This is a genomic window from Flavobacterium phragmitis (assembly GCF_900112575.1).
GTDB lineage: Bacteria > Bacteroidota > Bacteroidia > Flavobacteriales > Flavobacteriaceae > Flavobacterium > Flavobacterium phragmitis.
This window is the reverse complement of the sequence record NZ_FOMH01000009.1, coordinates 205,003-221,252: the sequence shown is the minus strand read 5'-3', so window position 1 is coordinate 221,252 and position 16,250 is coordinate 205,003. Positions and strand designations below refer to the sequence as shown.

Genomic DNA, 16,250 nt, shown 5'->3' with positions numbered 1-16,250 from the left:
ATATATTTAAATAATCTTTTTTTTAAAGTTCCTAATTTCTACAATCTTGTCATTTCGACGAAGGAGAAATCTTCGCGAGTAACTCCGCAACGTAATTCGCCAATCTTTGTCGAATTACGCGTGGGATTTCTCGTTCCTCGAAATGACAAACTGGACGTGATAAATGTAGAGACGCACCGCAGTGCGTCTAACACACAGTATGGACAATTGGAACGTAGACGCACTGCAGTGCGTCTCTACAATCACATTCGTCAACAAACCTTTGTCCCTTTGTCTCTTTGCACCTTTGAACCTAAATGAACCTATTGAAACTCAAAATTGTCCAACATTAATCCTTTCAAATCATCACCTTCCAACGTAATTTTATACGTTCCTGCATTAATATATCCTCCTGATGTTGTATTCAAAATCTTCCATTTTTCTGTCGAAGAAGGAAACTCAATCATATCATTTCGCATTAAAATTCCATACGCATCTTCCATTTTGAATTTCACTTTCATCGGAGTTTCATTTCGATTCATAAAACGGAAACGCATTAAATAAATTCCGGCAACTCCAGGTTTTACTTCAAACTCGATGCTGTTATTTGTTTTCTTAGTAAACTCAACATAATCGGCTTTTTTGAAATTTCCTTTTTCTATTCCGTCTCCTGTTGTTTTTGCTTTTTCAGCTTCGATGATAACGACAGGTCTCGAATCGTCTTTTTCGCCCATGTCGTAAGTTGGAACTACTGCAATTGTGTTTATGTTTTCCGAATTATCAAAAAGAACTTTCTCGTCTTTCTTCACTTTTTTAGTGAAAACATCAAATGAAATTCCGTTACTGTTTTTCGCCTTTTCTTCTATTTTTTTATAATCCGAAAGCCAGTTTAAACTTTTGATTTTACTGTCGACTAAAACATAAATTGTCGATTCTTCTTTTGCAGTAAATGAACCTTTATTTTTTGAATTAACTGAAAACTGTAAATAATCTGCGCCAAAAACTTCTGAAGGCAATTCGGTAAAACTTACTTCTGAATTTAAATACTGTTTCGAATTAATATCTAACCATGAAGCTATTTTAAAGTCTTTAGAATCTAAACTTACATTCAGAATATTTTTTGGAGATTCATCAGCTGGCTTTACATTTTTATTTTTTGTTGCAATTGCAATTGCAGAAATAATCGCTTGCGAAGCTTTTACATTTGGGAACGAAATCACAATTTTTCCGTTTACGCTTTTTACGACAAATGTTTTCTTCAAAGCATTATCGTGTCCTGCTTCTGCCCAAATATCGAAATCTTTTAAAACAATATTATTATTGATGGCAACATCAAACAAACGCCAGCCTTTGCAGTTCATTCCTCCACCAGTTCCGTACCAAGGTTCTGTGAAATAAAGCTCTACTAAATATTCTCCGTCTGGAGCAGGAAATTCGTAACGAAGTTTATCAACTCCATATCTGAAACTTTGAAATAACGCTGAATCTTTTGTTCCGTTTATTGGGTCGAAAGTTTTTCTTTGGCTGGCAAAAAAGTCAGGTAGTTTTTCAAAATTATCTGTCCACGATAACGAACCCCAAGTATTTTGTCCGTTTTTATGTGTATCGGTAAACCAAGTATTTCCAGCAGAATCTGTCAATTCTGAACCTCCGCAATTTACTCTGTAAATATAATTATAACCATTTTTGGCTTTTGTAATATCAACTTTATTATTTGTTAAAGCATCAAAACTTGGTGCTTTTGGAAAATTATTTAAAACAATATAATCTTTAGCAACCGCTTTTCCGTTTACATAACCAACCGCATACAAAACATTGTATTGAATATTGACATTATTGAATTGAAAATGCTGTCCAATTCCTGGATTTTTTAGTTTTCCTAAAGAAGATTTATTTACATCATTAAACAATTCTACTTCATCACAATTCGAATAAATATCAATTCCGTTTTTGATTCCCGGTTTTTCCCAACGGCTTGGCCAAGTATGCGAAACGATATAAACCATCGGATTGATTTTGTTTGAAACATAATTCGCTCGATACATATAAAATGCATCCAAAGGTTCGCCCCAAATCGTAAAAAGTCCTTTGTAATTTACTGGACCAACTTTGTCAATATCTCTAAAACCTTCTCCATTTTGTACACGTCCCGGATTTTCGTGCGAAGCAAAAAGCCAGTTGAATTGTCCCGCAATTTTATCTTTTACCGATTCAGCTTCTCTAACTTTAATTTCCATTAGTTGAGAAAAACGGTTTTCACTTAAAGTTCCTTTTTGGTCAAACTCGCCTTCGGTATGTAAATCAGCTGAACGCCAAGCGCCATATTCGCCATTTAATAACTGAGTGGTCATTTCTAAATGATACTTTAAAGGATCACCGCCGTAAGTACCCGACCAGTTTTGAACTACGTTCCAATCGGTTCCTTCTCCACCGTTACAAGTGGTTACAATGCGTTGTGAAGCTGATAACGGATCCATTTCACGGATTATCTGTGTGCACTCTTCAGCAAATTCTTTTGGAATTGTGCTTTCATTCTGTAATCCCCACATTACTACAGACGGACTGTTTCTGCGTTCCTTAATCCATTCTCGTAATAAGGTTTTGAAGTTTTCTTTGAACTCAGGAGTATCGTACCAAATATGCGCTGAAAACTGACTCCAAAACAGGATTCCGTTTTCGTCCAGTTCTTTTTGATATAATAAATTATGAGGCTGATGTGCTTCTCTAAAAGCATTAAATCCGCCTGCTTTGATTTGTTCGATTCGGGAATGAATCATTTCGTCTGAAAACGAATGGCTTTTTCCAATCAAATGTTCGTATTCGCAAACTCCATTGATAAAAACAGGTTCATCATTGATAAAAAAACGATTGTCTTTTCCGTCACGGCTGACCGGCCAGCTTACCCAACGAATTCCGTATGGCGTTGTCAACTGATCAATTTTCTTTCCGTTTTCATATACTGAAGTAACCAATTTATACAAATACGGACTAGATGGCGACCATAATTTTGGATTAATAACTTCTGGAAGTGTCTGTGTTATTTCTTTTGTTTCTCCCGAATTGATTTTGCTGTCGTTTTTTATAATAACAACTTTCTTTCCTGAAGCATCCAGAAGAATATTTTCAATAGTTAAATTTCTTTGTGAAGTGCCGTAATTCTTGATTTCTGTAGTTGTATGAAGAATCGCCTTTTGTTTAGAAACCGATTTATCATTCCAAATATGGACACCAAATGGCTGAATTCTGACATCGTTCGTAACAACTAAAGTAACAGGTCGGAAAATTCCCATTGGCTGAGAACCTTCCGAAAATCCCCACTCTCCTGAACAGCCTCCGCAAACCCAAGGTAAATCGGCTATAAAAGAAGGATGTGAAGCTTTTACTAAAATGATATTTGCTGCATCGAAAGAAACCGCTTTGGAAATGTCTAAAGTAAAAGTGGTTCTACCGCCTTTGTGTTCTCCTACTTTTTTACCATTTACCCAAACTGTCGCATAAGAACTAACGCCTTCAAAATAAAGAAAATGCTGTTTTGAACTGTCTTCCTTATCGAGTTTTAGTGTTTTTTTGTACCAGGCGGTACCATGTAAATTTCCATGTTTTGTTCTTCTAAAACCATAATACTGATCCCAATTGTGAGGCACACTAACCTTCTGCCAATTGGAATCAGTTTCTGGATGGTCTACAAACCTCTCTTCCTGTGCGGGAAGATTTTCCATGATTACGGTTTCCCAAGACGAATTCAGCGAAATTTCTTTACGAAACTTCCCTGAATCTTTGCTCTGACTCCAAACAAAGCAAAGACTTGAAAAAAAACAAAAAATAAAAAAAACTATTTTATTCATATTTTCTATTTCCTGCAAGGTTTCCAAAACCTTGTAGGTTTAACTTTTTAACGTTCATTTTAGATACCTACAAGGTTTTGAAAACCTTGTAGAAAATCGTAAGCTTTGTCATTTCGACCGAAGGGAGAAATCACACGCGGAACTCGACAAAGATTGGCGAATTTCTGAACGGAATTTCTAGTGTGATTTCTCCCTTCGGTCGAAATGACAAGATTGTGTTTATACTTTTAGCAAACCTGACGGGTTTTGAAAACCCGTCAGGTTTAATTGCTTATATTCGCGTGAGGGATTGAGGCGGTATCCTTTTATGAAGCGGAGCGGAATAAAAGATATAGCCGAAAGCCCGACCCGGAGGGACACGCCCAAATTATTCTTTTAATTTTAATCCTTATAGATACCTACAAGGTTTTGAAAACCTTGCAGGAACGTAGATTAATAAAACAACCAGTCGATAGCTGCTTTTTCTCCTGCATCGATATATCCTACATCGCGCGGTGTTATGGTTTGATCTGCGTCGATAAAACCTAAAATCAATACCTTTCCTTTTCCTAAATCCAATTTATTCTCACCCGGCTGGAAAGTATACGTATGAATGTTTACACGAGGTAAATCTTTTAAATTCATGGCACTTGCTAAAATCACTTCGGCCTGACCGTGTGCATTTCCTGCAGCATCTGTTTCCAAACTTGGAGGTAATAAAAATCGCTTCTGATCTGAATTGAAATAGCCCACCACTAATTTAACGGCTTTTGTATTTCTAAACTTCAAATGCGTTCCTTTTTCGTTTTGCTCATTTTCTATAAACGAATATCCTCTTAAGTTTTGAAGCTCTGGAGCAATTTTCGTTAATTCAGAAATATCTGTTCCGTACACTTTTGTTCCAGTTTTAACTAAATAAGTCCCAGGTTTTTCATCGATAAAAGTTACATCAGCAGTTTTCCAAGGTTTTCCTTCTTTGGTTTCAATTTTACCGTCTTTTGATGCTTTTAGCTTTTCTAAATTTCTTTTGAAATTAGCCAATTCACGCTCATAATGTGGCAACAATTCTGCCCAAGTTTTGTTGTTTCCGTCGTCACCACCAATTGGGATTCGGCGTTGAGCAGTCTGCATACTGTTGGCATAGTAATACGTATCTTTTGTCAAGTTTACCAATAATTCGTAATACTCTATACTTTTCTCCAAATGAGGCATTGCTTTGTCTAAATCGGCAATGTCATTGGAATAACTGTATCTTAAAACCAATAAAGCGGCTTTTACTTTTTCTGAGAAGAAATCGGCGAAAGCCTTATAAGCATGGATATCATTTTTAAGACGTGCAAATTCTTCTTTGTCTTTGGTTACGTTTGCTTCGGCTTTATCGATTGCTTCAACAGCCAATCTACCATGTTCCGTAATTTCAGCAATAATCTGAGTTGGCAATTCACCAGAATGCGGTTCTTTGTTCCATTCTTTTTTAGCATATTCCAAAAGCAATTCTCCCGCTGGCCCACAAGATTCGTGGAAACCTGGGTAAACACGCCATTTTGATGGATTTACCAATTGACTTTCGAACATTCCCAACAATAAAGTCTGACGGTTTCCTTCGGTAATTCCGAAACGTCTTAAAGTTTTTGGAGCAATTTCTCCCGTTTCTTCGTAAGCTTTCAAAATGTTATTTGCAGCTTCTTGAGTTGTTCCAAATTTCGAAGCCAAATCTTTATCCCAAAATTTCACTTCTTCGTTACGGTCTCTTTTGCAGTCCCAAGCATATCTAGCCCAAGCTTTGTACCAAATCCAGTCACGATCCATTTCTAATAAACGTTCTCCTGATTTTGTTTTATCTGCAGAATACGGCCAATCCCAATACGATGCCTGCGGATATAAGTGTAAAGCATTTGCTCCGTGAACGCTGTGCATCGCTTTTACAGTTTTCTGAATGAAATCTGGTGAACCGTATCTGAAAGGTTCTAAATTGGCCAAAATGTGAACATTCTCAATATGAATAGATTTTAAAGCGCTTAGCTGTTTGTGCGTTTCACCCCAAGGTCCGCCCGGAGTGTAAGTCGTTAAAGATTCTCCTGTATATTTACTTTCCGTATAAAGATTTTTATATAACGGAAGTGATTTTTCCATAACCAAAGGTCCATCTGTATCGTGAGAACGAAGGATAATTGGCGGTTCTTCTGTTTTTCCTAGTGCTTGTAAACCATCGCGAACACCCGGAATAATAGTTTTGGTAAACCATTCTACGTCGTCATCAACCGTGTTGATTGCTTCCCCCAAACAAACCATTAAACCCACATTTGGATATTTTTCGATAAAAGCGGCAATAGATTTTCTCGTGTAATCTGACAATAATGGCGTAATCGGTCTTGAACGATCCTGAGTTTTAATGTTATAATGCTCTGCAAAAGGCTTAGAAACAAGAATATTATAGAACATCTGAATTACCCAGATTCCGCGTTTGTTTGCCTCAACTGTTAGGAATTTATAGATTTCTTCGTTCTTTTTGAAATCCTCATCGCTCACTTCAACTGCAAACGGATAGTCTTTTAATTTTACTAAAGATGCGAAAGGATGTCCATTCCATAAATACAAAGAATTCATACGGTTTTCTACCAGCATATCCAAGTATTTTATCCAAAGCGCTTTATCATAAAACCATGGAAAAGTTTCTGGCGTGTACGGATATTCGTAAACGTCACGTCCGGGAAGATAAACTGGTTTCTGCATTCCAATACAGGCTCCACGTAAAACCATTTCTGGACTGTCTTCAATATTAATTTCTGAAGGAAGCTGACCTGAACTTTTAATACGATCTGTCAACTCCAAAGCTCCATATAAAGTTCCTGAAGCATCTGTCCCTTGAATGTAAATGACATTATTTTGAGTACGAATCTGGAAGCCTTCTTTTTTCGATAATTTGCTGTCGTCGATTTTAGCACTTTTAGCATTCTGTTTCCAAAAATCGGATCCTTTTTCTCCAATTACAATTACTTTATCTTTTGATTTTTTGAATTTAGCAGAAGACGTCACGCTGAAACCTTTTGCTGTAAGTGTTTCAGATAATTTCTCTGCTCCAAATTTTGCTCTCGGCGAACTCGGATCACTAACTACTGTAATGTTCTGCGCTGTCGCGAAAGAGATGTAAAGACATAAAAAAAGTAATTGTAAATATTTCATGGTATGCTGGTTTTATTCATTAAAACTCCCATCTAGTTTGTCATTTCGACGAAGGAGAAATCACACTCGGGAATCGACAAACATTGGCGATATACTTAGCGGAAATTCTAGTGTGATTTCTCCTTCGTCGAAATGACAAAAATGAGATTTTATTCTTTTGCCACAGATTAAAAGGATTATCACAGATTAAAAAAATCATTCTAATCTCTTAATCTGTGGCTATAAATTAATTCTGAAAAATCTTTTTTAAGTAAGCCACATTTGCTCCATAATTGGCTTTTACATTATGCACTTGTGTTACGTCGCGAGAACGCTCTACAATCAGCCATCCACTCCATTTCATTTCATCTAGTGTTGCTTTAATTTTTGGCATATCAATCGCTTTGTCATTTTCTAACCAAAACTGATCAGTATTGGAAGCGTGAATTTGAGCTACATATTTCTTTCCTAAAATCTTTAATTCTGAAGAAATATCTCTTTTATTGTCTAAAGCATTCGCAAAATTGAAAGAGCTTTTAATGTATTTTGAACCGACTTCATCTAAAAGTTTTTTCTCTTCTGTGGCACTCAAAGAAGTTTCAATTGCGATAACTCCACCAATTTTACCAACTTCCTTTCCTGCCCATTGCAGTCTTTTAATCACTTCTGGACGTAATTCAGGATTTTTAACTAAATCCGTTTGCGTTCCTAACGGAAGATACGCCACTTTTACTTTCATGTTTTTCATCACCTCAATACAATCCGTAATCATTGGTGTGATTTCTCTTGTCGCAAAAGACTGTGCGTAAAAACCAGACATGGCAATCGAACTAATTCCAACTCCTGTTTCTTTTGATTTGTCTAGGAATTTTTGTCTTTCTACAGGATCTCCCAGTTTACTGTCAAAAGTCGGGCGGTTTCCTAAGCCTCCCATATCGAGTTCGATTCCGTCAGCTTTTATTTCAGCTGCTAAACCAAAAGAACCTAATTTTTGTCTTTTCAAAATCATCCAATCGCAAACTGCCACTTTGTATTTTTGTTTTTTGGAAGACTGAGCCGTTGCACAGCTATTGAATGTCGTTGACATAACTACTAGCATTGCAATAAATAAATTTCTTTTAGATTTCATACTTATATATTTTTTGCCACAGATTGTAAAGATTAAAAGGATTAAAATAAATCTGCCAGATCTGCTGAATCTGCGGGAAAAATTTTACTCTCGCAAATTGAGCAGATTTTAGAGATTAACTAGAATAAAAAATCATTTTAATCCTTTTAATCTGTGGCTTTATATTTTTTTGCCACTAATTGCACAAATTTTCACGAATTATTATTTTAAAAAATTTGTGGAAATTAGTGAAATTCGTGGCGAACTTTATTTTACTCTTCTTCCGCTTTTACTGCTGTAACTACTTTTCCTTCTTCACCCGGCCAGATTCCCTTTTTAATTGGAAGCGCCACTAATTTACTTGGATCGATTTTTACGTATTTCAGTTTTTCTCTTCTCCAAGTGTACACGATATGCACCATTCCGTCTGAACTTTGGATCATAGATGGGTAAGAATATTGGCTGATTTTTGAATCTTCTAACACCAAAGCAGCATTCCAATTGATTCCGTCTTTTGAAACTGAAACGTTTAAAGGCGTTCTTGGCCCTTTCGCTTCTGTTCCAGGAGGTAAAACGTGATTGTAAACCAATAAATGTCTGCCGTCTTTAAGTGTTACAGCATCAGTTCCAGAGTTGTTGTTTGGCAATCCGATTAACTCTACATCCGACCAAGTTTTTCCGTTATCTTTTGAGAATGTACTGAAAATCGCTCTGTTTCTCGTTCTTCCGATAGCTTGAATACTTCCGTCTTTATGAAATAAAATACTTGGCTGAATGGCATTGATTTTTTGTTTCCCTCTTGGAAGTGTATCGCCCATTACCCAAGTTTTTCCGAAATCTGGAGTAGATTCCATACGTAATCTCCAGCCATCGCCTTCAATACTTGACGGACACAATAAAGTTCCGTTGCTTAATAAAACAGGTTTGTTTTTGATTGGCCCTAAGAAACCGTCAGGCATTTTTTGAGCCTCAGACCAAGTTTTTCCGCCATCAGATGAAGTTCTGATTACACCCCACCATTCTGATGGTTTTGGTCCGATTTTGTAGAAAAGCATTAAATCACCACCTGGAATTTGATATAAAACTGGATTCCAAGTTGGTAATCGTGGCCCTTCTTTCATAACACCGTCAGCCACTTTTACGCCTTCATTCCAAGTGTCGCTCCCTTTGGGTTTGATGGCTACATAAATGCAAACGTCAGGATGCCTTTCGTGAGTTCCACCAAACCATGAGGCAACTAAATCACCATTTGTAGCTTCGACAATTGTAACAGCGTGGCAAGAAGGATAAGGCGCTTTATCATAAATAAACTGATCTACTAAAATTCCTTCTTTCCAAGTCTTTTTCTCTAAAGCCGATTTACAACTCCCTAAAAGGAAAAGTCCAAACAAGACAAATACTAATTTTGTTATCTTCATTCTTAATTTAAATTATGAATTATTTTTTCTGACTATAAATATATACCTAGCATTTTTTTAGGTAAAAATATTTAATAAGTGTAAAAATAACACCGAAAAATTAACAATGCATCCTGTACTGTCCCGAATTATTTAAAATGCAACTTATTTAACGTTAATCGCAAAATTTCCTGACGAAAACGTAATAGCTAAGTCATTTTATATACTAAAGTAGTTTTTTTACAGTTCAACTTTTTGAAAAAAATATTATTTCTTCTTAGGGAAAGTTTTTTTTCTTTCTGAAGGAGGTAAAAAATTCTCGTGTGTTACTACATTTTTACCTGTTTGTTGTTCCAGTTCAACTCGCGCATTTTTAGCCACTGTTCCACCCTTTTTGCTTGCAACTGCATTTTCGATTAATCCTTTTGCTTCATCGTTTTCAGCTATTTGCCTTGTAGAAAGTTCGGCAAGTGCTGTAAAAATGAGCTCGGCCTCACTCATGTGGTCTCTCAGATTTTGCGTCTTTAAGCCTTTTGCTTCTTTATGTTCTTTAACTGAAAGTCCGGTCCATTCTTGATGAATAATATTAGTTAGAATTGCAAATTCATTTTTCTCTTCAATACCTGCTTCTTTCCAATAATCAGTTAGTTTATTTCGGGTTTCCTGTCCCATCATGCGTTGCTGAATCCACTTTTCGCTTCTTCCATGCTGTTTCCAGTTTTCTCTAGCTCGGTCAATACTTTGCACCGGATCCTGAATTTCCTGAATACGTTCATAACCAACTTTTGCAAGCCATAATTTAAAAGGTTCTGCTTTGGGTGATGGTATGGACTGAATTATTCTCAACAGAGTTTCAGCATCTGCAACATCCGTCAATCTATTTTTACCATCTTCCGCAAGCATTTTCAACCGTACGATTTTCTCGTACGTTTCACTTCCTTCTTTGATTAACTTGTTTTTTAAATCACTCCAATATCTTTTTGGAACACTGCTCCCTGTAAGAATTTCAACAATATCAATAACCGAAAAATACCAAATTTCATTATCCTTATCGTAATGGCTTCGTACTTTTTTATCTTCAAAAACTTTAATAGCATCCATAAATCACTTTTTACAACAATCTACAATAGTACGAAAAAACTTTCTTATTTTACATTCAAAACATAGGATCCTGACGGTAATGTAACGGCAGTATTATTACTATCTGTTTTAATAGAAGCAGAAAACTGAGTTAACTTTTGCTTATTCACTGTTATTGATGAAACATTCGTTGTTGGCAAATATACTATAGCCGATGTATTCGCCGGAATCGTAATATTCCAAACCAAACCTTTTTTATCTTTTTTCCAATCGCTTTTGATTGTTCCGTAAATGGATTCGTAAGAAGCATTTACATAAGTCAATCCAGCATTAAAATCTGGTTTCATAACGATTTGTTTGAAGCCTGGAGTTTCAGGATTGCTCTTGATACCTGCCATATTTTCGTAATACCAAATCAATAAATCGCCTAAAAGCATGACGTGGTTTTGCGAATTCATTGCAGGATCCGCCGTGTTTCCGTTCCAAAGTTCCCAGATTGTCGTAGCGCCGTTTTCGACCATATAACCCCAACTTGGATACGTTTTGTTTGATGCTAATTTAAAAGCTAAATCCCCACGACCGAAATTGGTTAAGGTTCGCATTAAAAACTGTGTTCCGATAACGCCTGTGCTGACATGACCGTTTTTGGTTACTTCTACTTCATGAACTAGACTTTCAAAAACTTTTTGCTTTAATTCTTCTGGAACCATTCCGAAAGTCAAAGGCAGTAAATTGGCTGTTACGGTATTATTGGCGTAATTGTTTTTGTCTTTGTTGAAATATTTAGCGTTGAATGCTTTTTTGATTCTTGAAGCTAATTCATCATAATGTTTAATATCATTTTGTGTATTGGCAATGATAGCAAACTTTTTCATGATATTTAGAAGCTGATAATAAAAAGCACTCGAGATCAATTCGCCATCTGTTAAACGAGAAGGATCTTTCGAACGGATTAATTCCAACAATTCTGGCGGAACGCACCAATCTCCGTATTTGTCTTTGGTCATAATATCATCGACCAAATAATTTTCTTCCATATAATCCATCCATTTTTTCATGTATGGATATTGTTTTTCGACCACTTTTGCATCGCCAAACTGCTGATACAGCATATCTGCAACCGTTATGTAAGTTCCTGGCCAAGTCACATTGTCGCCGTAATAACGCCAAAAAGCTGGAGCTACATCTGGAATTCCGCCATCTATGGTTTGCGAGTTTTTAATATCGTCTAACCATTTTGCATATAAAGTCTGATTATCAAATAAGAAACTTTCTCCGTAAGCTCCTGTTGTTCTGTCTCCCAACCAAGGCTGACGCTCATTTCTTTGCGGACAATCAATCGGCATTCCTTTATAATTCCCGCTGATTCCCCACCATGCATTCTTAAAAATCTGGTTCATTATCGGATTAGAAGAATCGAAAGTTCCCGTGGTCTGAATATCATCATAAACCACTTTTCCAACAAAATTTTCTAAAGCGGGTTTGCTTTTAAATCCTGAAATCTCTACAAATCTGAATCCGTGAAAAATAAAACGAGGTTCCCAAACTTCTTCACCTTCTCCTTTTAAAGTATAAATATCAGTCGTTTTAGCATCACGCAGATTGGCAATATACAACGAACCATCTGGCTGTAAGGACTCAGCAAACTTCATGGTGATTTTATCTCCCGCATTTCCTTTTACTTTCAATTGTAGCCAGCCCACCATATTTTGTCCCATATCCAGGATACAAGTTCCTTTTGGCGTTTGTGTGAGTGAAATAGGTTTTACTTCACCTTTAATTTTCATATTTGCCGACATCTGTCCTTCATAGAATCCGCCTGGTTCCTGAACGTATTCTGCCGAAAGCCATTTTTTATCATCAAAATTAATCGTATTCCAGCCTTTCATTTCTTTACGAGCGTCATATTCTTCTCCGTCGTATTCGTTGTTGGATAGGATTGGTCCATCAGTTGTAATTTTCCATGTATCATCGGTACGAATAACATCTTTACTTCCGTCTGTATATTCTACAAATAACTGCAAAGCCATTTTCGGATAACCAAAAGTTTTGATTTTATAAGGTTTATAATCTTGACGCATCGTAAAAAAACGTCCGTTTCCTAGAATCGTTCCCAACGCATTTTTGCCTTCTTTTAATTGCGAAGTCACATCAAAAACATTGTATTTTATATTTTTGGTATAATCCGTAGGAACTGGTGCCAAAACCTGATCGCCAATTTTATTTCCGTTAATGTACAGCTCATACAAGCCCATTCCCATGATATAAACCTTGGCACTTTTGACTTTCTTTTTTAAGTCGATTTCTTTTCTTAAATATCTCGCTGATAATCTGGAATATTGTGAAATACTATCTCCCTTCGACATTTTTTCATAACCAATCCAACGAGTCGATTTCCAGTCGGCATATGTTGAAATTCCGATGCTAAAATGTGCTGTTTCTTTTGATTGAGCTTCACCTTTATTCGTAAAAACCGTTACATTCCAATAAACATCTTGTCGATCTTTTAGTTTTTTTCCGTTATAAATTACATTGACAGAAGCGTCGCTTTCTACTTTTCCGCTATCCCATAAATCTCCATTTCCTTCATTTAGTTTCTCTAAACTTGAAGAAGCAATAATCTGATATGAAGTTTGTTTTACATCGTTTATGGTTGCTTTTATTTTCCAGCTCAGTCTTGGCTGTAAAACATCAATTCCTTCCGGATTGGTCAGCATTTCGCATTTTAAATCACTTATACTGATTTTGGTTTGGGCTTTCGCCGAAATGGTAAAAAGTGAAATGATTAAGGTAAGATGTAAAAAAAACTTTTTCATGATTTTATTTTAAGCTTTTGGCTTTATTTTTTTGTTTCTCGCAGATTTGGCAGATTGAGCAGATTATTTTTCTCTATTTAAAATCTCCTAAATCTGCCAAATCTGCGAGAAGAAATTATGCTTCTTTTTGTCGTTTATGATAAACTAAAACTTAGTAATTATGAATTAATAAACCTTCGTAATTTATCCAGCATACTTAAGCTTTCAAAAGCAATTTTATATTGTTCTAACAATTTACCTGCTTTCCAGCGCATTTTCCATTCTGGATCTTTCAGCTTTTGTCTCAGCTTAGATACTACAATTGAATTACTCTTTAAAACTTCTTCATCAATCCAATCTTGAAGAAATTCTAAAGCCTTTAAACGAGTTTCTAAATCTTTATGATCTAATCCTTTTAGTAATGTTTCTCTAACTCGTCCCGCATTATATGAACTTATATCTTCGACTAAAATCTCATATAAAACTGGAGTTAGTTCTTTCATTTTATTCTGATTTAACGCAATCTGAAAAACTCTGCTAAATTCATCAGAAAGAAAATCCGCCCATTTATCAATATCTTCATCTTCACTCAGCGAATAATAAATAAAACTGACTTTATCAGGTTGCACAAAGAGTTGATTTTCACAAAAACGCTTTACTGCATCAAGATCTTTAACAGCTAATTTTTGAACATCTTTTATCGCTTCTTCTGAATCCTCATGTTCAAGATCGTAATAGTGATCTAAGGTGATAATCTGGTCAAAATCAAGTATTGGTTCGTAAATTGTTTTCTCTTCGCTTATAGTGCTTGGTGTAAACTTTGGAGTATATTTTTTGAGAAGCTCCTTAATTTCATTTTCAGAAACATTATAATCATCTATTTTTATTTCGATCGTTTTCTGCTTATAAACAAAAGTGAGGTAAAACTCCTTATAGGACAAATTGTACTTTGCCGTGTGTTCTGTTTTGACAATAACTCTTGGAAATACAATATCTTTCCATTCATAAAAAACCTCATTAAGTTCTAATCCCTCTTGCGAGAATATTATTTTTTTATGAAAATTAAAAAGAGTCATCACTGCTTTTTTTCCATAAACGATAATAAACAACACAGCCACAATCGGTAAAACCAAATCACCAAATTTAAATCTAATCTTTTCAATATTTATGATTGATAAAAAGTAAATCCCTAAAACCACAAATACCATATTCCATGCAATATGAAATACACCGCCTTTGATCGAATAATTTAATACTGTTTTTTCCAAATTTTATTCTTAACTAAATCAACTTTATTGGTTTAAAATCATTCAGAAACTAACTTCTCCAATTTCTCAGAAACCGCAATTTCCTTCCCATTTTTAAAGATTCTAAACCCTTTTCCTTTATTGTATTTTTCCCCTGTCTTATCCCAAAGAATGGTAATAATATTGCCGTGATATAAAACATTATCCAGACAAAACCAATCCCATTTTTCTTGCGGAATCAACGGATTTACTTCAATCTTTTCATCTGCTCTTGGACGCAAGCCAACCAATCCTGTAATCATTAAATCATTAAAAGTCGAATGATTATAATAACGGCTTCTTTCTCTATCGCCCATTAACCAATACCCTGTAGTCTCATCTAAATATTCTCCAAGATAAGGTTTACCCCTGTAATATTGCGACTGAACGTACAATTCCATTTGTTTGAAGTAATCAGGTTTACCCACATAATTCTGATTGTAATTATTCAAAACATTGGCTAAAGCTGTTAACGTTTGCGAACTTGCAAATGGCCAGATAGCTCCGTCCCATTCGCAGGTTCCTGTTCCGTGGGTTCTAAATCTCGGACTTCTTCTTTCTGCTGTTGTTAAACCAAACGGAGCAGAGAATCCTTTTTCATCTTTAATTTGTTCCCACGCTTTTTCAAAACCTTTATTTTGCTCCGGCAGATTAAAATACCACGGAATAAATCCGATCGCCTCGCGAACCTGTGCTAAAGTATCTTTTTCTGTTAAAGTCTCAAAAAATTCGCTTTTCTGATTCCATAATTTCGTTTCCACTAATTTTTGCAGAACATCAGCTTTAGCTTTGAATTTTGCTTCAACATCTTTATCGCCTTTCATTTCTGCCATTTTAGAAATCGCCACAGCATTTCCGTACATATAACTATTAATCGTTGGTCTTGCATTTTGCACTTTTCGCCCGCCACTTAAGGATTCTTCCATCCCGTCTTTTACATCATGTTGCCAAAACAATCCATCTTTACGCTGACGGTCTTTTTCCCAAACAGCATAATCGGTAACCATGTCTGGATACAAATCCAATAAGAATTTTTCATCTTTATTCACCAAATAACGATTGTATAAAGCATCGGCTGTCCAACTGCTGAATTTATACAATTTATTCATTGGTTTTCCATCATTTCCTCGATACCAGATTTTCACATCCTGCTCAATATATTTCGGATCATGAACCCATCTGAATTCATTGATATGATGTCCCAAAGCACAACTGATCATATTGTATTTATCAGCATACGAACGGTCTACCAAAAACTCTGTGATCGCAAATCCCTGTGGCGTATTTTTTATATGTTTACGCACGCTCCACCATCTGAAATAATAAATCTCCTCAAAATTCTGCTGTGGACATTCAAACAACGGAATATTCTTTTCCATCCATGCCCAGGCACTGTCATTTGGAATCGCAAACTTCAAATTTTCATCTTCCATCGTATTGAAATAATCCACATAATGTTTGAAGTTTTTTTCTTTTAAAACAACCGATTTTCCTTTTTGAGAATGATTCGCACCAGATTTGCAACTGCTATTTATACATGCAATTACTATTGAAAGTGTTATTATTTTATGTTTGAAATTTGTCAACATTTAAAATTCAATCTTTTTAAAGTTAAACCA

8 protein-coding genes are annotated in these 16,250 nt (G+C 35.6%); all 8 read right to left on the bottom strand.

Features of this window, described 5'->3' with window-relative positions; translation table 11 throughout:
• Positions 1-302 precede the first annotated feature (302 nt).
• On the bottom strand, positions 303-3,698 hold the full coding sequence (locus BM289_RS16875) for a malectin domain-containing carbohydrate-binding protein (protein ID WP_244165399.1): 3,396 nt from the start codon (positions 3,696-3,698) through the stop codon (positions 303-305).
• 558 nt (positions 3,699-4,256) lie between these two features.
• Positions 4,257-6,986, bottom strand: coding sequence for an alpha-d-galacturonidase (locus tag BM289_RS16870; RefSeq protein WP_091495678.1), 2,730 nt, complete (start codon positions 6,984-6,986; stop codon positions 4,257-4,259).
• A 226-nt stretch (positions 6,987-7,212) separates the two neighbouring features.
• The gene (locus BM289_RS16865) at positions 7,213-8,094 is read right to left on the bottom strand and encodes a sugar phosphate isomerase/epimerase family protein (protein WP_091495676.1); all 882 of its coding nucleotides are present in this window, start codon (positions 8,092-8,094) and stop codon (positions 7,213-7,215) included.
• Between the two features lie 251 nt (positions 8,095-8,345).
• A complete protein-coding gene (locus tag BM289_RS16860) occupies positions 8,346-9,491 on the bottom strand; it encodes a sialidase family protein (RefSeq protein WP_091495674.1) in 1,146 nt (381 codons plus the stop codon).
• Between the two features lie 246 nt (positions 9,492-9,737).
• A complete protein-coding gene (locus BM289_RS16855; RefSeq protein WP_091495672.1) occupies positions 9,738-10,571 on the bottom strand; it encodes a BRO family protein in 834 nt (277 codons plus the stop codon).
• 44 nt (positions 10,572-10,615) lie between these two features.
• Positions 10,616-13,366: a glycoside hydrolase family 78 protein gene (locus BM289_RS16850; RefSeq protein ID WP_091495670.1), complete on the bottom strand. Its 2,751-nt coding sequence runs from the start codon at positions 13,364-13,366 to the stop codon at positions 10,616-10,618.
• Between the two features lie 158 nt (positions 13,367-13,524).
• Positions 13,525-14,613: a HEAT repeat domain-containing protein gene (locus BM289_RS16845; RefSeq protein ID WP_091495669.1), complete on the bottom strand. Its 1,089-nt coding sequence runs from the start codon at positions 14,611-14,613 to the stop codon at positions 13,525-13,527.
• Between the two features lie 38 nt (positions 14,614-14,651).
• Positions 14,652-16,220: an MGH1-like glycoside hydrolase domain-containing protein gene (locus BM289_RS16840; protein ID WP_091495667.1), complete on the bottom strand. Its 1,569-nt coding sequence runs from the start codon at positions 16,218-16,220 to the stop codon at positions 14,652-14,654.
• Between the last annotated feature and the right edge of the window lie 30 nt (positions 16,221-16,250).

Coding starts and splice junctions, on each gene's coding strand:
- BM289_RS16875 (WP_244165399.1), bottom strand. CDS start 3,698: ATGGAAAATCTTCCCGCACAGGAAGAGAGGTTTGTAGACCATCCAGAA.
- BM289_RS16870 (WP_091495678.1), bottom strand. CDS start 6,986: ATGAAATATTTACAATTACTTTTTTTATGTCTTTACATCTCTTTCGCG.
- BM289_RS16865 (WP_091495676.1), bottom strand. CDS start 8,094: ATGAAATCTAAAAGAAATTTATTTATTGCAATGCTAGTAGTTATGTCA.
- BM289_RS16860 (WP_091495674.1), bottom strand. CDS start 9,491: ATGAAGATAACAAAATTAGTATTTGTCTTGTTTGGACTTTTCCTTTTA.
- BM289_RS16855 (WP_091495672.1), bottom strand. CDS start 10,571: ATGGATGCTATTAAAGTTTTTGAAGATAAAAAAGTACGAAGCCATTAC.
- BM289_RS16850 (WP_091495670.1), bottom strand. CDS start 13,366: ATGAAAAAGTTTTTTTTACATCTTACCTTAATCATTTCACTTTTTACC.
- BM289_RS16840 (WP_091495667.1), bottom strand. CDS start 16,220: ATGTTGACAAATTTCAAACATAAAATAATAACACTTTCAATAGTAATT.